Origin of the sequence: Aquimarina mytili, from assembly GCF_016735115.1 — a bacterium.
In the GTDB taxonomy this organism is placed as follows: Bacteria; Bacteroidota; Bacteroidia; order Flavobacteriales; family Flavobacteriaceae; genus Aquimarina; species Aquimarina mytili.
Map to the genome: position 1 here is coordinate 569,094 of NZ_JAERQJ010000003.1, position 19,180 is coordinate 588,273.

Annotated in this window: 20 protein-coding genes; 4 read left to right on the forward strand and 16 right to left on the reverse strand. The window is 33.5% G+C overall.

The genetic code is table 11. The features are described 5' to 3' along the window. Positions 1 to 10 precede the first annotated feature (10 nt). The 5 genes from JJQ60_RS09845 to JJQ60_RS09865 form a co-directional block, all read right to left on the reverse strand. The gene (locus JJQ60_RS09845) at positions 11 to 682 is read right to left on the reverse strand and encodes a CPBP family intramembrane glutamic endopeptidase (RefSeq protein ID WP_201919169.1); all 672 of its coding nucleotides are present in this window, start codon (positions 680 to 682) and stop codon (positions 11 to 13) included. 75 nt (positions 683 to 757) lie between these two features. After that, the gene (locus JJQ60_RS09850) at positions 758 to 1,255 is read right to left on the reverse strand and encodes a zinc ribbon domain-containing protein (RefSeq protein WP_201919171.1); all 498 of its coding nucleotides are present in this window, start codon (positions 1,253 to 1,255) and stop codon (positions 758 to 760) included. Between the two features lie 136 nt (positions 1,256 to 1,391). After that, positions 1,392 to 3,857, reverse strand: a complete 2,466-nt coding sequence (locus JJQ60_RS09855) for a ribonucleoside-diphosphate reductase subunit alpha (RefSeq protein ID WP_201919173.1) — start codon at positions 3,855 to 3,857, stop codon at positions 1,392 to 1,394. 327 nt (positions 3,858 to 4,184) lie between these two features. Continuing rightward, the gene (locus JJQ60_RS09860) at positions 4,185 to 5,162 is read right to left on the reverse strand and encodes a ribonucleotide-diphosphate reductase subunit beta (protein ID WP_201919175.1); all 978 of its coding nucleotides are present in this window, start codon (positions 5,160 to 5,162) and stop codon (positions 4,185 to 4,187) included. A 375-nt stretch (positions 5,163 to 5,537) separates the two neighbouring features. Beyond that, positions 5,538 to 6,107, reverse strand: a complete 570-nt coding sequence (locus JJQ60_RS09865; RefSeq protein WP_201919709.1) for a DUF3109 family protein — start codon at positions 6,105 to 6,107, stop codon at positions 5,538 to 5,540. 112 nt (positions 6,108 to 6,219) lie between these two features. On the opposite strand from JJQ60_RS09865, the gene JJQ60_RS09870 reads away from it, so the two are divergent. Both JJQ60_RS09870 and JJQ60_RS09875 read left to right on the forward strand, forming a co-directional pair. Beyond that, a complete protein-coding gene (locus tag JJQ60_RS09870; RefSeq protein WP_201919177.1) occupies positions 6,220 to 6,792 on the forward strand; it encodes a MarC family protein in 573 nt (190 codons plus the stop codon). Positions 6,793 to 6,822: 30 nt separating this feature from the next. Further along, positions 6,823 to 7,023, forward strand: coding sequence for a hypothetical protein (locus tag JJQ60_RS09875; RefSeq protein WP_201919179.1), 201 nt, complete (start codon positions 6,823 to 6,825; stop codon positions 7,021 to 7,023). Between the two features lie 20 nt (positions 7,024 to 7,043). Here JJQ60_RS09875 and JJQ60_RS09880 read toward each other — a convergent pair whose 3' ends face one another. From JJQ60_RS09880 to JJQ60_RS09895, 4 genes are all read right to left on the reverse strand, one after another. Beyond that, entirely contained in the window at positions 7,044 to 7,349 is a 306-nt protein-coding gene (locus tag JJQ60_RS09880) for a hypothetical protein (RefSeq protein WP_201919181.1), read from the reverse strand. Positions 7,350 to 7,360: 11 nt separating this feature from the next. Then, positions 7,361 to 8,950, reverse strand: a complete 1,590-nt coding sequence (locus JJQ60_RS09885) for a S41 family peptidase (RefSeq protein ID WP_201919182.1) — start codon at positions 8,948 to 8,950, stop codon at positions 7,361 to 7,363. Beyond that, complete coding sequence (locus JJQ60_RS09890; RefSeq protein ID WP_201919184.1) at positions 8,950 to 9,381, reverse strand: deoxycytidylate deaminase; 432 nt, start codon at positions 9,379 to 9,381, stop codon at positions 8,950 to 8,952. The genes JJQ60_RS09885 and JJQ60_RS09890 overlap by 1 nt, the downstream gene beginning before the upstream one ends. An 86-nt stretch (positions 9,382 to 9,467) precedes the next feature. Next, entirely contained in the window at positions 9,468 to 10,052 is a 585-nt protein-coding gene (locus JJQ60_RS09895) for a HupE/UreJ family protein (protein WP_201919186.1), read from the reverse strand. Positions 10,053 to 10,331: 279 nt separating this feature from the next. Here JJQ60_RS09895 and JJQ60_RS09900 point away from each other — a divergent pair, with 279 nt between their 5' ends. Beyond that, the gene (locus JJQ60_RS09900) at positions 10,332 to 10,712 is read left to right on the forward strand and encodes a hypothetical protein (protein WP_201919188.1); all 381 of its coding nucleotides are present in this window, start codon (positions 10,332 to 10,334) and stop codon (positions 10,710 to 10,712) included. 44 nt (positions 10,713 to 10,756) lie between these two features. Further along, the gene (locus JJQ60_RS09905) at positions 10,757 to 11,320 is read left to right on the forward strand and encodes a hypothetical protein (RefSeq protein WP_201919189.1); all 564 of its coding nucleotides are present in this window, start codon (positions 10,757 to 10,759) and stop codon (positions 11,318 to 11,320) included. Between the two features lie 17 nt (positions 11,321 to 11,337). Here the strand turns inward: JJQ60_RS09905 and JJQ60_RS09910 are convergent, their stop codons facing one another. The 7 genes from JJQ60_RS09910 to JJQ60_RS09940 form a co-directional block, all read right to left on the reverse strand. Further along, positions 11,338 to 12,654 carry an ATP-binding protein gene (locus JJQ60_RS09910; RefSeq protein ID WP_201919191.1) on the reverse strand — a complete coding sequence of 439 codons (1,317 nt, stop codon included), beginning with the start codon at positions 12,652 to 12,654 and terminating at the stop codon, positions 11,338 to 11,340. 23 nt (positions 12,655 to 12,677) lie between these two features. After that, complete coding sequence (locus tag JJQ60_RS09915) at positions 12,678 to 13,757, reverse strand: hypothetical protein (protein WP_201919193.1); 1,080 nt, start codon at positions 13,755 to 13,757, stop codon at positions 12,678 to 12,680. 155 nt (positions 13,758 to 13,912) lie between these two features. Further along, a complete protein-coding gene (locus JJQ60_RS09920) occupies positions 13,913 to 14,668 on the reverse strand; it encodes an eCIS core domain-containing protein (RefSeq protein WP_201919195.1) in 756 nt (251 codons plus the stop codon). Between the two features lie 19 nt (positions 14,669 to 14,687). Continuing rightward, positions 14,688 to 15,449, reverse strand: coding sequence for a ParA family protein (locus JJQ60_RS09925; RefSeq protein WP_201919197.1), 762 nt, complete (start codon positions 15,447 to 15,449; stop codon positions 14,688 to 14,690). Between the two features lie 114 nt (positions 15,450 to 15,563). Then, positions 15,564 to 16,976, reverse strand: coding sequence for a vanadium-dependent haloperoxidase (locus JJQ60_RS09930; protein ID WP_201919200.1), 1,413 nt, complete (start codon positions 16,974 to 16,976; stop codon positions 15,564 to 15,566). A 77-nt stretch (positions 16,977 to 17,053) separates the two neighbouring features. Continuing rightward, complete coding sequence (locus JJQ60_RS09935; RefSeq protein WP_201919202.1) at positions 17,054 to 18,241, reverse strand: prolipoprotein diacylglyceryl transferase; 1,188 nt, start codon at positions 18,239 to 18,241, stop codon at positions 17,054 to 17,056. Between the two features lie 13 nt (positions 18,242 to 18,254). After that, complete coding sequence (locus JJQ60_RS09940; RefSeq protein WP_201919204.1) at positions 18,255 to 19,178, reverse strand: hypothetical protein; 924 nt, start codon at positions 19,176 to 19,178, stop codon at positions 18,255 to 18,257. Between the last annotated feature and the right edge of the window lie 2 nt (positions 19,179 to 19,180).

The following is a 19,180-nucleotide window of genomic DNA, read 5'->3' on the forward strand; positions in this document are numbered from 1 at the left end:
TTAAAAAATTCTAATAGTATAGATTAAAATAATAATAGTCCAAAGATAATACTATCAAGTTATGAATGAAATGAATTATCATACCCAGCCATAATGTAGCATATTTATATCTTAAATATCCCAACAACAATCCAAATGGAAATATCCACACTAATGAAATGACAGAGAAATGAACTAAAGCAAAAATAAATGCTGTAAGAATAATAGTAACACTTGGAGTTGTTACTTTTTGCAGTTGATTAAATAAAAAACCTCTATAAGCCAGCTCTTCAAAAACAGGTGGAAAAATTGCTAAAAATAGTACTGCCCATAGTAATGAGTTTGGGTACGTAACATAATCTGCATAATAGTTATATCGTTCTTCAAATAATTCAAAATTTATATAATCCATAGTATAATACACCAAAAACGCAGTAAAAAACGGAGCTATAAAGACTCCTAAATAGATTAATGTATTTCCTCTTGGAAACTTATATAGTTTTGCAATATTTTTAATATCTAAGGCAGAAAAACCCAGCACTATAAGTATAGAGATACTTTCTAAAACAATTTCAGTATACAGAGAAGTTCCTTCTTGATAGATCAAAAATGCAGTAATTAAAAAAACGAGTTCTACTATGTAAAAAGTGATAATCAGATTCAGATGACTGCTCTTACTACTTTGTTCTGTTTTTTTGACCAACGCCCCGCAATTAGGACAATAATTTATCCTATTCTCTATTTGATTTTTACAGGCCCGGCAAATCATAATTTTAAACTAACGTTTGGCATTTGGCGAAGCCGAATACACTCCTTTAATCAGAAAGCTCAACAAAATTATTTTTATAAGAATCCCTTTAAATAAAGACGATGGATCTAAAACAGTATTTAGAGCAATAACCATTAAAAACAACAATAGTGCAGACAATAATGCTGCAAATGGTTTTTGTTTTGACCAATATGCTAGGATTAAATAGACCACTACCAAAATTAGATTAGCGACCAAAATAGTAATATCATTCAGGGTGAAAAACAAAAACAAACCAGATACCAAAAAGATACCGGCCATCCAATACAATGTGTTTCTGGCAGATTTAATTTTTTTTGCATCATTAAATCCTTTATTTTTTTGCATGACTTTATTGGCATGAAATTTTGCCTTTTCTTTTTCATCTCCATTTTCTGGATAACCACAATGGGTGCAAAACTTAGCTTCAGAATTGATTTCGGTGTTGCATTGCGAACACAATATTTTTGTGACAGTAACATCTTCCATAATGGCGGGGTAATAGATGGTATTCTTTAAAAATAGTAAAAAATAATTGGTCAGATACTCTGTATATGTATGTTTAGCATAACAAAAAAGGGAAGCTTCATAAGAAACTTCCCTTTTGCCCTATATAAATCTAGGTCTAAGACCCACACATTAAACAATCATCTCCCTCGGCTTCTTTTGATTGAGCAATCAATGCTCTAAGCTCTTCTGGAGTAAGAGAGGTACCTTCTGGAGTAACAGGAGCTTGTTTTGGCTCTGCTTTGGTGGCTGCTTGTGCCTCCATTACTTGAGCTGCTGCTACCGCTACTTTTTCTGCTTGTGGCACTTCTTTTTTATCATTTTTAAGCGTAAACTTAATGGCATCTACCGCAGATTTTGTTCTTAAGTAGTACATTCCGGTTTTTAGTCCACTCTTCCATGCATAAAAATGCATAGACGTTAGTTTTGCCATGGTTGCTCCTTCCATAAACAGGTTTAGCGACTGAGACTGATCGATAAAGTATCCTCTATGACGAGACATATCAATAATATCTTTCATACTCATTTCCCAAACAGTTTTGTATAACTCTTTTAAGTCCTGAGGAATGACATCAATGTTTTGAATCGATCCATTTGCACGCATGATCGCATCTTTAAGCTCATCGTTCCAAAGTCCTAATTGTACTAAATCTTCTAATAGGTGTTTGTTTACTACAATAAACTCTCCCGATAGTACACGTCTGGTGTAGATGTTACTTGTATATGGCTCAAATGCTTCGTTGTTTCCTAAAATCTGAGACGTAGATGCTGTAGGCATTGGTGCTACTAATAACGAATTACGCACTCCATTTTTAAGCACTTGCTTACGCAGTTTTGCCCAATCCCAACGACCACTTAATTCTTCATCTTTGATTCCCCATAAATTATACTGGAACTCTCCTTTTGATATCGGAGAACCTTCGTAACTCTGGTATGGTCCATCTGCTTTGGCTTCTTCCATAGATGCAGTTACTGCAGCAAAGTAAAGGGTTTCAAAGATTTCTTGATTTAATTTTTTAGCCTCGTCACTTGTAAATGGCATACGCAATTGGATGAACGCATCTGCTAATCCTTGCACACCTAATCCTACTGGACGATGGCGCATATTAGAATTTTCTGCTTCTTTTACAGGATAGTAGTTACGATCAATAACTCTATTCAGGTTTTTGGTAACACGTTTTGTAATTTTAAAAAGTTCTTTGTGATCAAACTCTCCATTTTTCACAAACATTGGTAAGGCAATAGAAGCCAGGTTACATACCGCTACTTCATCAGGGCTCGTATACTCTAAAATCTCTGTACATAAATTAGACGAACGGATGGTTCCAAGGTTTTGTTGATTAGATTTGCGGTTTGCAGCATCTTTATACAACATGTATGGTGTACCGGTTTCGATCTGAGATTCTAAGATTTTTTCCCATAATTCTCTAGCCTTTATTGTTCTACGACCTTTTCCTTCAGCTTCATAACGCGTATATGCTTCTTCAAACTCATCACTATGCATATCAAACAATCCCGGACATTCGTTTGGACACATCAAAGTCCACTCTGCATCATCTTGTACACGTTTCATAAATAAGTCTGGCACCCACATAGCATAAAATAAGTCACGTGCACGCATTTCTTCTTTACCATGGTTCTTTTTAAGGTCCAGGAAATCAAAAATATCTGCATGCCATGGCTCAACATATATAGCAAAAGATCCTTTACGCTTTCCTCCTCCTTGATCTACATAACGAGCTGTATCATTATACACTCTAAGCATTGGCACAATACCGTTAGATGTACCATTGGTTCCTGCAATGTATGATCCTGTGGCACGTACATTATGGATAGATAATCCTATCCCCCCAGCAGATTGCGAAATCTTTGCAGTTTGCTTTAACGTATCGTAGATACCATCAATACTATCATCTTGCATTGTTAATAAGAAACAAGATGACATCTGTGGTTTTGGTGTACCCGAATTAAATAATGTTGGTGTAGCGTGTGTAAAATATTTTTTAGACATCAACTCATATGTCTCTATAGCCGCATCTAAATCGTTAAGATGAATTCCTATAGAAACTCTCATTAACATATGCTGTGGTCGTTCAGCAATCTTACCATTAATTTTTAGCAAGTATGAACGCTCTAATGTTTTAAAACCAAAATAATCATATCCAAAATCTCGATTGTAAATAATCGTAGAGTCTAACTTTTCTTTGTTAGAGACGATTACATCATACACCTCATCAGAAATCAACGGTGCTTTTTTGCCTGTTCGTGGGTTTACATATTCATAAAGATCAGTAATTACCTCAGAAAAAGTCTTCTTTGTATTTTTATGTAAATTGGAAACAGAGATACGAGCCGCTAATTTTGCATAATCAGGATGTGTTATAGTCATCGTTGCAGCAATTTCTGCCGCAAGATTATCAAGTTCACTTGTTGTCACTCCATCATAAAGCCCTTCTATCACCCTCATCGCTACCTTAACAGGATCAACTAATGAATTAAGCCCATAACATAATTTTCTTACCCTTGCGGTAATCTTATCGAACATAATTGGTTCTTTACGCCCATCTCTTTTTACTACATACATACGTCTTTTTGGTTTTTAAATTTTCTTCTTCCGAAGAAGTTGATGTTAATTCGTGTTACTATTTTTTATATTGAAAGTCAGAAAGTTATATTCAATTTCATCTGAAATTAGATACTAAAAAGAAGCCTCCTAGTTATGAATAAGAGCAATTCTATTAGTAAAACAATCTTGTGACTTTTCCCGTCCTTTTTTTGTAATGCTTTTTACAAAGCTGTATCAAACTGAGCTAATCTGAATAAACAGAAGAAACGTTTTTGACTAGCTCAGAATGAATGTATTATTATTTGATGTATTTTAAATTTTGTAGTGTACTGGAATAACAGTTACCTAAAAATCAGCATCAAAACTTATTTTATTGTCTTCGGTATCTTTGTTAAGCACTCCTGCTTTTTGGTATTCTGAAACTCGTTTTTCAAAGAAATTTGTTTTTCCTTGCAATGAGATCATATCCATAAAATCAAATGGATTTGCTGTACCATATTCTTTTTCACATTCTAATTCTACCAATAATCTATCAGTAACAAACTCCAGATATTGAGTCATTAGTTTTGAGTTCATTCCAATTAAACTTACTGGAAGAGATTCTGTAATAAACTCTCTTTCAATATTAAGTGCATCAACGATAATCGCTCTAATTCTTTCTTTTGGCACTTTATTTACCAAATGTTTATTATGAAGATGTACTGCAAAATCACAGTGTACGCCTTCATCTCTAGATATTAATTCATTAGAAAACGTAAGTCCTGGCATTAGTCCTCGTTTTTTCAACCAGAAAATAGAACAAAAAGCTCCTGAAAAGAAGATTCCTTCTACGGCTGCAAATGCAATTAGACGCTCTGCAAACGAATCAGATTCGATCCATTTTAATGCCCAATCTGCTTTTTTCTTAATTGCCGGAAAATTCTCGATTGCATTAAACAATGTATCTTTTTCTTTTTCATCCTTAACATAAGTATCAATAAGTAATGAGTATGTTTCAGAATGAATATTTTCCATCATGATTTGAAAACCATAGAAAAATTTTGCTTCGCTATATTGCACTTCGTTTACAAAGTTTTCGGCAAGATTCTCATTTACAATTCCATCTGAAGCGGCAAAAAAGGCTAAAATATGTTTAATAAAATAGCGCTCATCGTCTGTAAGTTTTGTAGACCAATCTGTTATATCTTGATGCAAATCGATTTCTTCAGCAGTCCAAAAACTAGCTTCAGATTTTTTATACCACTCCCAAATATCATGGTGTTGAATTGGAAAAATTACAAATCGATCTTTATTTTCTTTCAAAATAGGTTCTACAGCGCTCATCTTATTTTTTTTAGCTTTTCTTCTTTCTAAAGGGTCTTACAAAGATCAAGAAATACAGGAAAAGTTCTACCGAAAGTTAATAAACGTTTTCAACAAAGTTTTCAACACGAGGTGATTTCCTACTAAAAAAAACATGTTTACCAGCAAAACTTAATTAACTGGTAATCAATTTGTTAAAAGGATGTAGAAAAGAAAATGATGATTCACTGTAATCATCGTAAAGTGTTTATTTCTCACCTGTCAGCAGGGTTTTAACAACAAAAAAAAGAAGAGGTTCAAAAACTCTAAATTACGGCAAAACCGTAACGCTAAAAAGTACTTTTTTTAACAAAAAAAGAATGAAAATTCAGGGAAATTATATTTCAATATTGAAATTTACTTGTTTAAAGTCGCAGCAACTTTTTCAAGTTCGAGATACCAATCTTCTCCAAATTTTCTAATCAAAGCTTCTTTTACAAATTTATAAACGGGTACCTGTAATTCTTTTCCTAATACACATGCATCATCACAAATTTCCCATTTATGATAATTAACCGCCGAAAATTCTGTATAATTCTGCACCCGTACAGGGTATAAATGGCAAGAAATTGGTTTTTTCCAATCAATTTCTCCTTGATTATAGGCTTCTTCGATGGCACACATAGCGGTATCATTTTCATCAAAGATCACATAGGCACAATCTGCTCCATTAATCAATGGTGTTTCTAACTCTCCATTAGAAGTTTTAATATAAGTTCCCTGCTGTTCTATAGCCTCAATACCCTTGCTTCGTAAGTACGGTTTAACTATTGGGTATACGTCATTTAATTTCTGGATTTCAGACTCTTCAAGAGGCGCTCCAGCCTCTCCATCAATACAACAAGCTCCTTTACAGGCAGAAAGATTACATACAAAATCTTTCTCGATGATATCTTCAGAAATTATAGTTTTTCCTAATTGAAACATGTCGCAAATATAATTCATATGAAATATATTTTTTGTTATTATTCACCTTTTTATAATACCTTTATTGAATAAAGTCTGTTTACATTTGCACAAATTTTGAAACCATCAATTTATGAACTTTAACCTGAAAGAAATATTAACTGCAAGTATGATACTATTTGCAGTAATTGATATCGTAGGAAGTATTCCTATTATTATAGATTTACGAAAGAAAGTTGGTCATATCCAAAGTGAAAAAGCATCCATAGTTGCCGCTATTTTGATGATTCTATTTCTATTTGTTGGAAAAGAAATTCTGAGTTTAATTGGTATCGACGTTAATTCATTTGCCGTAGCGGGATCCTTTATTATTTTCTTTCTCGCTATAGAGATGATATTAGGTGTCCAATTATATAAAGACGATGCGCCTGAAACTGCCGCTGTAGTACCTTTGGCGTTTCCTTTGATTGCAGGTGCTGGTACAATGACCTCTATCTTATCTTTAAGAGCAGAGTATCAACCTATAAATATTGTAATTGCCATAATTATCAATATCATTTTTGTCTACATTGTATTAAAATCTTCGGGTAAAATCGAAAAAGTATTGGGTAAACAAGGAATAAATGTTGTTAGAAAGATTTTTGGGGTAATTTTACTTGCTATTGCAGTTAAATTATTTGCTACCAATATCAAAGGACTATTTTAGAACAATTTTACAATTAATAAAACCATTATTTTGAAATATTTTATTTACGCATTAATTGCTATTGCTGCTGGTTTAATGATATATAACGCTACACATCTTGATTTTGATAATATCCTCGCTGAAGACAGCAAAACTGCTCTTATCGGTGTTATTGCGCCTGCGTGTGTTATTCTTTTAATGCTAATTTTGCTCGTTTCGAGAAAGATCCAACAAAAGAAGAAAGGAAAATAAAATTTTTCTAGAGTACGGTATTAAAAAACGAAAAAGCAAGCTATGATTACTGGTGGAATCGACACCACCATAAGGATCATAAAGAAGTTATGCAATTTTCTGAATAACAGGGCTCTTTTTAAAGATTCTTTGAGTTTACTATCCCCAGAATTATTGATATGTTCTCTTATGATATCACCAGAGACATAAGATGTATCAACTAAGATGTCATGCTTTAAAAAAATCGCAGCGCTATTGTCCAATAACCTAAAGGCAACGGCAATGATGAAGAAAAAAAGTGGTGAACAAATTGCAATGGCAATTAAATACTCTTCTAGTTCTGACATATAAGCGTTATTTACTCTTCTTTACTAAGTGACAATACTTTGGTAATCATAGCATCATCATTATTTATAATTTTTTCAAACTCATTAGTACCGAATAGTTGTTGAGCCATGATGGCCTTAAGGTACTTTTTTAATTGACTTTGATAATTTTTTAATTGAATTTCGACTCTTCGTTTTCTAGCATATTTCAAAAACCCCTCCGCAAAATCATCACTGATAGTGACAGTCTCCTGAAATTCTTGTTTCGATAAATTATTATAAAAATCTCTTTTTTTATCTAACTCTTCTTCAAACACATATCGACCTATAAAACCAGAACGCAATAAATAATTCAATGTTTCTCCTACTCTGGTAGTATCTTTACTAACAAAAATATCAGGTATGATACCTCCGCCTCCATACACCGTTTTACCTGCCGGTGTTTTAAATTTTAAAGAGTCTGCTACCTGTATACTATCGGCACTTTGCAACTCTCCATTTTTGTAACGCTCTAGATATTCATTAAAGTATTCTTTATTTCCATTAGCATATGGTTTTTGTATGGACCGCCCGGTAGGCGTATAATATCTGGAAATTGTTAACCTTACCGCACTACCATCACCTAAAGCCATTTCTCTTTGCACAAGACCTTTGCCATAAGATCGTCTACCTACAATAATACCTCTGTCATTATCTTGTATTGCTCCTGCAAAAATCTCGCTGGCAGAAGCCGAATTTTCATTAATAAGAACATAAATTTTTCCTTGCTCAAAGCTTCCTTTACTGGTAGCAAAATTATTTTCTATGGCTCCTTTTTTGTTTTTTGTAAACATAATAAGAACATCATCTCCAAGAAACTCATCTGCCATTTTTAAAGCTGGAGCAATAAATCCCCCTCCATTATCTCGAAGATCAATAACCATATTTTTCGCTCCATCATCAATCAAAGTAGTTATGGCATTTTTAAATTCTTTGTATGTGGTTTCTGCAAATCGATTCACTTTTACATATCCCAATTCATCATTAAGCATATATGATGCATCTACACTTTGCAGTGGTACTTTTCCTCGTTTTACGACAACATCAAATATCCCTGTACCTCTTCTGTACACTTTAAGTTGTACCTGACTATTTAATTCGCCCTTCAATTTATTGGCAAGACCATCTCGTACTAAACCTTCTCCATACAATGTATCATTATCGGCCATTAAAATTCTATCTCCAGCTTTAATTCCAGATTTTTCGCTAGGCCCACCTCTAATCGTATTAATGACAGATATAGTATCTTTATAGGGGTAATAACTTACACCTATACCAATAAAATCTCCTTGCATACTCTCGGTAATTCCTTCTAGCTCTTCTGGTGGAATGTATACAGAATGAGGGTCTAAATTTTCTAAAATTCTGTTTACGGTAACATCTACAATACTATCGGTATTGATTTCATCTACATATTCGTAATCTATATAATCAATTAATCGATTAAGCTTTTCCTTTTTAGCATTGGAGGAAAAAAGCTTCGCAGAGGGGTTACTACTAAAATCAAGTTTACTCCCTAAAAACACTCCCGCTCCAACTGCCAAACCTAAAAACAAAGGCAAGTATTTTTTTGAATATCCCATTACTCTTCTAAATCCGTAATCTGTTCTATTTCTACTCCGGCTTTTGCAAGAAAAGTCAATCCGGAATTATCTTTATAATCTACCTGATACACAATACGCTTTATGCCAGCTTGGTGAATCAGTTTACTACACTCCTTACATGGTGATAACGTAATATATAGGGTTGCTCCTTTACATGATTGCGTTGATGATGCAACCTTTGAGATTGCATTAGCTTCTGCATGTAATACGTACCACTTTGTATATCCTTCTTCGTCTTCACATGGGTTTTCAAAACCGGTTGGTGTACCATTAAATCCATCTGAAATAATCATTCTATCCTTTACAATAACCGCACCAACTTTTTTGCGCTCACAATGAGATAATTTACCCCATTCTCTTGCTATTCTTAGATATGCTTTATCGTACTTTAGTTGTTTTTTTTTAGACATAGGGTAGAATGACTCGTATATTCTTAACAATCAAAGTACGAATATATTATTACCATGTGGCAAATACAACTCAAAACTTCACTTAATTACCAAATTTTATTAGCCATAAGCATAGGAATAACCATTCCTATTACAATTGAAGATACAATAAGAATCCAATCTCTCTTTGAAAACCTTAAAAAGGTTTGCGCAACAAAGCTTACTAAAACCACAATAAGAACTACAATGATTTGCGAGATTTCTATACCCAACGCAAATTCTATCAAAGGCAAAATCTTAGAACTCACATTACTACTTATTGCTCTGAAGTAGCTAGAAAATCCTAATCCGTGTATTAAACCAAAAAAGATTGTTGCACCGTATAAAACTCCTATTTTACTGGTTTTTGAACCGCTTTTACCAGTCAATACATTAAATATGGCTGTTGCCAGTATGGTCAAAGGAATTAGAAACTCGACCAATTTTGAGTTAACCGACACCACGTTGTATGCCGCCAAAAATAACGAAATCGTGTGTCCTACTGTAAAAAGAGTGACCAACCACAGTATTCGTTTCCAATTATCTAAAGTATATCCAACGGTAAGTACTACCAAAAATAAGATGTGGTCATAAGCATTCCAATCTAATACATGACCAAAGCCTAGTTTAACATAGAGCCAAAATTCTGACATATTCAAAACGTTTTGAGGTTAGGCTAATGTACAATTAAATAAAAGAACGAAGAAATCAGATAAAAATTCTTATTAAAAAGTTCACACCCCAAAAGTTTTCACCATTGAATAAGCAGACATTTTTTATAAATGAATACCTTCACATTGTTGGTAACTAGATATTAAAAACAATCACTTTGCCTCCGTTTTTGGGGTTTATTCCCCCCTGATTATAACAAATAAAATACTTAAATTTACTGATCAATTCAATTCTTGAATTGAGTTACCAACTTAAAACTCATGAAAAACGTTAACACAAATACTATTCTTCAAATTGTAGCCCTATTATTCTTGCTAATTATTGGTTATATGACGTTTAGTTCTGGATCTAATTGGAAAATCATAAAGTCAGAACTCGAAAGAGTCAGAAAGGAGTTAGAAATTTCTAAAGATACTTTGGCTGCAACCAAAACCAAATTAAAAAACTCTTTGAAAGAAATAAACAAATTAAAGCTTCAGAAAGATCTTGTTACACATAAACGCGATTCATTATTGGTTGATTTCGGGCAAAAAAACGCTATAGATTGGAAGCAAAAAATGGAGCTTCAAGATTCTTTAAAAGTAATTCAAGATAAAATTACAGTAGAAACAAAGTTATTAGACAGTTTGTTTGGACTATAAATTTACACATACTAAAGTTGATCAAACGCAACATTCACACTATTATGAAAAACATATATTCAATTATTTTTTTGATATTCTTCATTTCGGTTTCTTATGGACAAGAATTCCAAGTGGTAGAATTAGATTCTTTAAAAGCTTATGAAATTCCTGAATCATATGCCAATCGAAGAGGGGTACCTTATTTGGCAAAAAAAAATGTTCCGTATATTTTTAGAACACCTGACGTTTACTTTATCAATATCGCTTCTTATGATTTGATGAAAAATACTTTTAAAGACATGAAACGCAAGGATTCTATATATAAAGAAATAAACAAGAATTATACGGCGACTTTAGAACGCAATGAAAGATTGGAAAGTCAATTAAAATCTAATTTTGCGAAAACTGATAGCCTGGATCAAATAATCTATCAAAAAACTCAAGCTACTCTAATCCATACGCAAAAGGCTTTAGATTATACTATAAATAGTCTAGAAAAAGCGACCAACAGTCTAGAAATTGTTGAGAAAAAGACAAAGCAACAGCGTGCCAAAAGTGCTTTCGAGAAAATACTTTTTGCCCTTGGGGGCGTGGGGATTGGTGTTATTGTGGGGGTGTCACTCTAAGAATACTATGAGAGGGATTATCTCATAACTCTTCCTCCTTTTTGGAATTCTCTTTGGATTCCTGTTACGATATCTTGTTGATATATTGTTTTTTTATTTACGCTCAAAGAGCATAAGCAGGCGTATTGGACAATATTCATAATTTCGGCACCAGATAATTCATAGCGCTGTGCAATTTGAGTGAGATCAACATCTGAATGAAATCGTATCGTCGATGGAAAAGCTTTTTTCCAAATGATCAATCGTTCAGACATCTTCGGGAGTGGAAAATGAATAATAGATTGAAAACGTCTTACAAAAGCATCATCTATATTACTCTTAAAATTTGAAGCAAGAATAACTAAACCTTTATAACTCTCTATTCTTTGTAGAAGGTAAGATACCTCTTGATTTGCGTATTTATCATGAGCATCCCGCACATTGGTTCTTTTCCCAAACAAAGCATCGGCTTCATCAAAAAAGAGGATATTTTCTGTTTTTTCGGCTTTGGCCAATAAATTTGCCAAATTTTTCTCTGTTTCACCTATGAACTTAGACACCACCATTGAAAGATCTATTTTATACACATCCTTTCCGGTATACTTACCCAGTAAACTAGCTGTTAATGTTTTACCCGTTCCTGGAGGGCCATGAAACAATGCTCGATACCCAGGTTTAAGTTTTTTATACATCCCCCAATCGTGAAGCAATGTGTTACCATGCGTAATCCAGGTTTGTAATTCTTGAATTTGCTTATGGGTTTCGTTAGTTAGCACCAAATCATCCCAGTCCATTTCGGTTTCTATAATTTCTGCTGGGAACTTCATGCTAAAGGCAGGTTTGCTAGCCTTTCCTAACACCAAAAGTTCTACATACTCTTGCGAGAACACTATTTTTCCACTCATTTTAGGCTCACCTTCTGGCGGTTCTTCTAACCAAAGGATACGATGTTTCGCAAAAAAATGATCTGGATTAAAAAACTCTTGAACCTCTTTTCTTTTTTCTAAATCATCTCCAGCCAATAGAAACAATGCAGTCTCTCCGGTAGGTAAAAACCCTCTGAAATTTTTACCTCGTATTCCTCCCAACTGCGGAAAATCTCCTGTTGAAGATAATTTATTCTGTATAATATTATCTAATAAATTGCTATGCACATGAGGGCATAAAGCCAATAATAATGTAATTTTTTCAAGATCAATTAAGTTGGCATTTTTGAATATCTCAGGAACAGATAAACCCCACTCCTTAAAATGTGGTAATTCTGGTGCGATGGTACCGTTATTTGTCTTGAAATACGTATCCAATCGATATTGGATTAATTCTTTAAGGTATTTAAATTCTGTTACTTCTGTCATTATATTATATGCAATTAATACGTCTATAGTTTGCCATGATAAAAATGTCCGGCATTCCCTTCAAGTAAAATATTTTTACTTTTACTATATACTTTTCTTCTATTTCTTCCGGTCAAATTAATAATCCCAGCTCGTAATTTCTTATCTATTTCGGTTAATGGTTTTGATAAATCAGATTTTATCTTGAGTAATTTTCTATCTTTTTTAGCATTACTAATTGTATCTAAAAAACCCTTGTGAGTTGTAATGTTTCTTTTAAGAACAGAAATGTATGCCCAATAAAAAAGAGGATCACTTCTTTTATGAGATACTATAACTTTTGCCAGCTCAGAAAAAGACTTTTTAGAAACATAATGATCTATAATATACTTTACCTGAGCTTTATAAGCTCTCATTTCCATATCAATTTCATTTACTAATTTGTGCTTGCCCAAAGTCACTTCAAAATCTTCATTTGCATGCGTTAATTCATGAATAATTAATGCTCTATGACTAAGGTTATCCAAACTGAGGTTTGTTGGTAAATAAAGTGTATCCGCCTTTAATAATTCGCCTCTGGTCGAAGGAACATAACCTGCTTTCCCTCGTCCTATAAGTCTTTTGTATACCCTGGGGATCAATGCATCTATCTTTAATGAACCATTTAAAATCTTACTTGCCATTGGATGATTGTATTCCTTTGCAATTATATATGCTTTTCCTGCCATAACCTTATCTCCTTTAGTACTATCTGATGAAGCATTAATCATAGCAAATAAGACTTCTTGCCCAGAAACTAATGGCGGTTTATTTCCTCCATATAAATACATGATCAGCTCCATAACATGATTTTTGAATTTCTTACTATTAGATTTCTCCATTTCAGATATAATCATTTCAATAATATCTGTTTTTATATCATCTAAATTTAATTTTGTCAATCCTAATTCCGTAAAAAACTCCTTTATTCTTAGTATTAATAGCTTATTAGATAATACCTGCCTGTCCACATTTACAACATGATTTCGATCTATAACAGGTATCTTTTTCATTGATAATGTTAAATGTTTATTCTTATCCGCTAACATTACATCGATATTTTCCTGCTTTCTCATTGCTGCCATCAATAAAAGTTCTGCCTGTTTTACAGTGCCGTTTTTCCTTATTGCATATCTTTTTAATTTTTTAATCTCATCATCGGTTATAGGGCCATCAGAAACCGCTTTTTTTACTTTACGATAAAATTTGTCTTTAATAAAAATGTGATTGTTAGAGTATATTACTCCTCTTTGACTTGACTTTTCTTTTTTATCGATTTTTTTTTTGTTGATTTGCCTTGTTGTACTACATGAGTTAATTCATGTGCCAATAATTGCTTACCACTGGTCGAATCAGGATTATATTTCCCTGTATTAAAATAAACATCGCTGCCATATGTAAATGCCTGGGCACTTAACTCTTTGTTCATAGCGACAGCATCTTGATCTGTATGAATATTAACACTACTGAAGTCATGTTCAAACGAGGCTTCCATTTCTGCCTTTGTCTTTTTTGGTAGACTTTTACCTTTACCAGATTTATTCTTTATTTGTTGAGATAGGCCTTTACTTGTTGTTTGATTGCTAGTACTGGAAATGCTCTTTGCTTGTAATTCTTCTTCCTCCTCACCTCCCATTTTTTGAATCTCTGGTTTTTCTTGTACCAGTTTATCTTCTTCCATTCGCTGCTCAGCAGTTCCTAGTTTTTCATCTTCCTGTGGTGTAGCTAATGATTCTCGTTGTATACTGCTAATTTCTTTATTTTGAATATCTGGTTTTGAAGTATTATTAACTACCGCATCCGCCATCGTATCAGCTTCTTTTTCGTATTTATCACCAGGTTGTCCTACAGTCAGTTTGGTTTGCACTACATCTCCATTTGCAGCATTAAAAAATGGTTTCTTACTATGCTTAGAAAAGAAAGGAGTTTCCTTACCTTCTTTTCCTTCATTACTATGTGGATTTTTTTTCCAACTATTAGAAAATACATTTTTCATCTCTCGGCATTTTTTTAAATTAAAATTTTGCTAAAAACTCTACCGTCAACTCTTTATAGTCTTTGGCTCCGTTAGAATTTTTATCATATGTATAGATATCTTTACCCTTCTGTTGGGCATTTGCTAAGGCGATATTGCTTCGAATATGCGTCTTAAAGATCAATTCTTCAGAAAACTCTTGTTCAAGTTCTTGTTTTACCTGTTGATTCATTTTTTTTCGATAATCATACTTGGTTAATACAAAACCTATGAGTTTAATCTGTTTGTTTAATTTTTTCACTAATTCAAAATGGTTTAAAAAACTCTTCACCCCTTTCAAGGGTAAGAATTCTGCTTGTAATGGTATTAAGACATAATCACTACTCACTAATGCATTTACGGTTAACATCCCCATGGATGGAGGGCAATCTATAAACACAAAATCATATTCTTTTAAAGGTTTTATTAATTGTGAAAGTATTTGCTCACGACCATACACACTAGCCAATTCTAATTCGGCTCCAGCCAAATCAAGAGAAGAAGGTATAATGTCTAATCCAGAAGCGGTAATCATTACATCAGTAATCTTTGTTTTCTCGCCAAAAGCCTCTTTATGCAAAACGGTATATATTGACTCTTCGATTGTATCAAGTACTCCTAATGATTGTGTAAGGTTTGCCTGTGGATCCACATCAATCAACAGTACTTTTTTACCTTTCTTTTTTAGCCCGGCTGCCAGGTTAATTGCAGTCGTAGTTTTACCTACTCCTCCTTTAAAATTTGCTACTGAGATTACTTTCATTATAGTATTATCTTCTATTTTCCATTAAAGAATATGTCTATATAAATATACATAAACCTATTCTAAAAAACTTCTCTTATTTTAAGGTATAGCTCTCTTTTACAGAAAGTTGGATCAACCCAACTCTGCATTAAAATATTGACATGCCTTATCCCATACTTCACAACCTACTTTACTTCCTAATTTTCTTCCTTCTAAGTCTCCGTCAATAAAATGAATTCCTCCGTACAGTCTCGAAATCCCAGCTTGATTTGCTGCATCTTTTAGTGTTGGCCATGTCAGTTTTATGTCTTCGCATGGGGTACATCCTGGTTCAATTTTAGAGCCTCCTTTAGGGATAATTACAGATTCTCCATAATCTCGATCAGAGCAAAAGCTGTATAATACTTCATCGGCAGCAGCGCTAAATGTGCTATGACCTGATACATATTCTGCAAAAGGTGGTGTAGGAACATACGGTATCCAGTTTTCACCGTCGATTTCTTGAGTACCTTCGCATGGACCACCCCAAGCCTGAATCGTTTCTCCTTTATATAATGTATTGATAAGGGATTTTGGTCGTACATAATCATAATATACTTTGCAATCCCAAGCTGCGATACCAGCATCTAGGAGTGCATTAGACAATACAAAAAACATTTTCACATCATATGCATTCTTATATTTATATTTTCTAGATAAATATCGTGCTTGTCTACAACATTGTTCTGGTGGTGTTGCCCAAGGTCCTTTCTCGCTATTTGATGTATCGACGAATTTATCTTCATGCATTCCTCCCCAAAATTCTGCAATAATTTTTTGTTCATCGGTAAGATTGGCACTATACTCAACAAGTGTTTGCGCTTGTTTCTCGAACCCTTTTTCATCACATTCTATGGGCGACGGTGGTCTAAATTGTCCGCCCCATGATAAGGCAAATGGTTTTACGACTCCCCAATGCGGAGTCATAAACTGTTGAGGATGATGATTTCGAAATTCGGGTTGCCAACGATCTATATATTTCATTGATTGGGGTTCTGGTGGATTAACAGGATGGTACCCTGTAAAATCAGAAAAACCACCAGGATGCAGCGTTGCATGGGGATTAGAGCCATCTCCCATACGACATTCTAATATTAATCTGGCCGATAAATTCCCAATACCAACGGCATTGAATGGTTTTAGATTTTTATCATCAGGATCATAGCCACAATCACACATAAAATCTCGAAAAATACTTTTCTTTTCTGGTGGTAATCGTAACCAAAAAAGCTCTTGTAGTACTGTATAAGCAGCATAGCTATATGATTTTGCCCTGTTTTCTGATGTGCATTGACTATCAGGTTGCTTTAACCGGCTCCCGGTTGTTGTACTTACCTCGCATCCCCCATCATTATAATTGGTCCAGGCATCATACATCGCTGTATGTACCATTGCTAATGCTCTGGCCGCAACGGTAGGTGGTGTTCCTGTATAATGCAATGCATCGCAGGTTAATCGATTCCATAGATGGGCTTTACTTGGTGTGTATGTTTTTTTTGTTGCCATGATTTTATTTTTTTATTTATATTATTCCTTAAAACAAATTACATATCATGTTTACGTTAAAGACTTATTCCATTATTTTAAATCTTCAAAAGGTCACTGTTAGGGGTAAGCTTGGTTGGGGTAATTGTAGGAGTGCTGTAAGGGCAATCCTTAAAAACAATGTGATAAATAAAATTCTGTTTCCTAAGAATTGTAAAAGTCGAATAATGTTTACGAAGTGTTTTTAAATTAAGAGCAATTTTCCTTAGTATCTTGGAACTAAGTTCTTTTTTGTAAGAAATTGTATAACAATAATAAAAATCATTATTGTTCATTTCTTTAGCTATTGAAATTGAAAATCCATTTATTGTCTTATAAATATTAATTTTCCCTTCTGTAGAGTTAGAATTTTGAGTTAAATTATCTAAAGTGGCTAATCCATCTGCTAATTCTTTGATGCCTTTATAAGTAATTATCTTAAATGATTCATTATAGTAGTAGTAAATAATTCTGAAAAAAACTATAATCCCCAAAATTAACATTACCCAATTGTGCCAAATATATAATGGTAACCAGCCAAGGTAGCTAAAACCTAGTGTAATAAAGATAAGTATCATCGTTGTCCATTGAGCTTCAGAAATACCAAGCCATAATGGACGTTCTGGATCTCCTCTAAAAAACTCAATGATGAAACGGAACAATCCATAAAATACACTATACAAGATCAAAACCGTACCTGGGGGAGTTTCATTTATGATCAGTATACATCCGATACCGACTATTGCACCCACGTAAACAGATTCAATAAGTTGCACTGGAAACAACTTTACATTCTGATAATACCATGTAAAGCCTGCCTCAACATGTTGTTTCCCATAAGTAATCCCATATTTACAGGGAGATCCATGACAACAACCTACTAAGTGACAACCTATTCGTCCAAAAAACAAGAAAGTTCCAACTCCTAATAAGGTAATATCCAAATAAGGAAGTATTGGTACTTTTAATAGGTAGAGTACAACAGCGCAAAAAAATAAAATACTAATTTCATGATGGTAGTAAACAAGAATCTCTTGTCCTGTTAACCACTTAGAAATATGAACTAAGAGAAAAAAAGCACACATACTTATTAAGGCTAGTATTATTATAATACCTGGTTGTATGTTTACTTGTTTGGCTAGACCTACTCCTAGTAAGACTCCAAAAATGTAACCAAATACACCTAATAAGTGGAACGTACTTATTTGAAAATTAAAAAATTTGATATGCAGTTTAGTAAATCTCACTTTTTCAAAATATTTATTCGTTTAACCAATCTGGCTTTTCTATTGAAGGGTAGTATTCATCAGTTAATATTATTTCTTTTCCTTGTCGAATAGTACGACATTCAAGTCCTCTTAACCATATCGCATCTAAATGTTTTTTGGCTACCTGTTCATCCATAAAAACATAGGCTACATTATCCACCGGCATTATAGGGTCAAATATCTTATAGTATTTTCCTGCACAAGCATCTAGCAATTGTTGATCAGGAATATCCACCCCATGGACTATTATTTTTATCTTTTTTTCTTTACTATCATACAACCCTTTATTATCATAATGGTACACATAGTTATCTTGTATGAAGCCTCCGTTAGGAGAAATACCCATCAATGAATGTCCGTTTTTAGATTGCCTCAAAGCCGTTTCACTATCTACATCTAATTGATGAAATTGTATTAATTGTGTATCATTCTTTCCAAAATGTTGTTTCCATGGACCAAAATCAAGCCACCTACGTGAAACTAACCTATTAAATCCTTCTCCTTTAAATGCACACGCCCAACCATGAGGCACATGCCCATTACCAAATGATGGTGACTCATAAGGGTTATCTGGATTATACCAATCATAATATAGCGTCTCAAAAGAAGCAATTTCAAAGGACAATTTTTCAATTAAGGCTAGTACATTTTTTGGACTAATATCAAAAGAATTTAGCCCCAGCAATACAATATCATTACGGATAATAGTCAAGGTACCTATGTTATTCCATTTTAAGAAAAGGTTAGTATTGTATTCAGGTAAACCATTAGAAATATTTTTTAGATCGTATTTAATATCTAGGTTATCTGCTTTTAAAATATCAGGCTCTTCGTTGGTAAAGAAAATATGATATAGTTCTGCAAATAACTTTTTGTTATCCTTCCCTGAAATACCTATGTTCAATTCTTTATTCATTT

Coding starts and splice junctions, on each gene's coding strand:
- JJQ60_RS09850 (WP_201919171.1), bottom strand. CDS start 1,255: ATGGAAGATGTTACTGTCACAAAAATATTGTGTTCGCAATGCAACACC.
- JJQ60_RS09855 (WP_201919173.1), bottom strand. CDS start 3,857: ATGTATGTAGTAAAAAGAGATGGGCGTAAAGAACCAATTATGTTCGAT.
- JJQ60_RS09860 (WP_201919175.1), bottom strand. CDS start 5,162: ATGAGCGCTGTAGAACCTATTTTGAAAGAAAATAAAGATCGATTTGTA.
- JJQ60_RS09865 (WP_201919709.1), bottom strand. CDS start 6,107: ATGTTTCAATTAGGAAAAACTATAATTTCTGAAGATATCATCGAGAAA.
- JJQ60_RS09870 (WP_201919177.1), top strand. CDS start 6,220: ATGAACTTTAACCTGAAAGAAATATTAACTGCAAGTATGATACTATTT.
- JJQ60_RS09880 (WP_201919181.1), bottom strand. CDS start 7,349: ATGTCAGAACTAGAAGAGTATTTAATTGCCATTGCAATTTGTTCACCA.
- JJQ60_RS09885 (WP_201919182.1), bottom strand. CDS start 8,950: ATGGGATATTCAAAAAAATACTTGCCTTTGTTTTTAGGTTTGGCAGTT.
- JJQ60_RS09890 (WP_201919184.1), bottom strand. CDS start 9,381: ATGTCTAAAAAAAAACAACTAAAGTACGATAAAGCATATCTAAGAATA.
- JJQ60_RS09895 (WP_201919186.1), bottom strand. CDS start 10,052: ATGTCAGAATTTTGGCTCTATGTTAAACTAGGCTTTGGTCATGTATTA.
- JJQ60_RS09900 (WP_201919188.1), top strand. CDS start 10,332: ATGAAAAACGTTAACACAAATACTATTCTTCAAATTGTAGCCCTATTA.
- JJQ60_RS09905 (WP_201919189.1), top strand. CDS start 10,757: ATGAAAAACATATATTCAATTATTTTTTTGATATTCTTCATTTCGGTT.
- JJQ60_RS09910 (WP_201919191.1), bottom strand. CDS start 12,654: ATGACAGAAGTAACAGAATTTAAATACCTTAAAGAATTAATCCAATAT.
- JJQ60_RS09915 (WP_201919193.1), bottom strand. CDS start 13,757: ATGGCAGCAATGAGAAAGCAGGAAAATATCGATGTAATGTTAGCGGAT.
- JJQ60_RS09920 (WP_201919195.1), bottom strand. CDS start 14,668: ATGAAAAATGTATTTTCTAATAGTTGGAAAAAAAATCCACATAGTAAT.
- JJQ60_RS09925 (WP_201919197.1), bottom strand. CDS start 15,449: ATGAAAGTAATCTCAGTAGCAAATTTTAAAGGAGGAGTAGGTAAAACT.
- JJQ60_RS09930 (WP_201919200.1), bottom strand. CDS start 16,976: ATGGCAACAAAAAAAACATACACACCAAGTAAAGCCCATCTATGGAAT.
- JJQ60_RS09940 (WP_201919204.1), bottom strand. CDS start 19,178: ATGAATAAAGAATTGAACATAGGTATTTCAGGGAAGGATAACAAAAAG.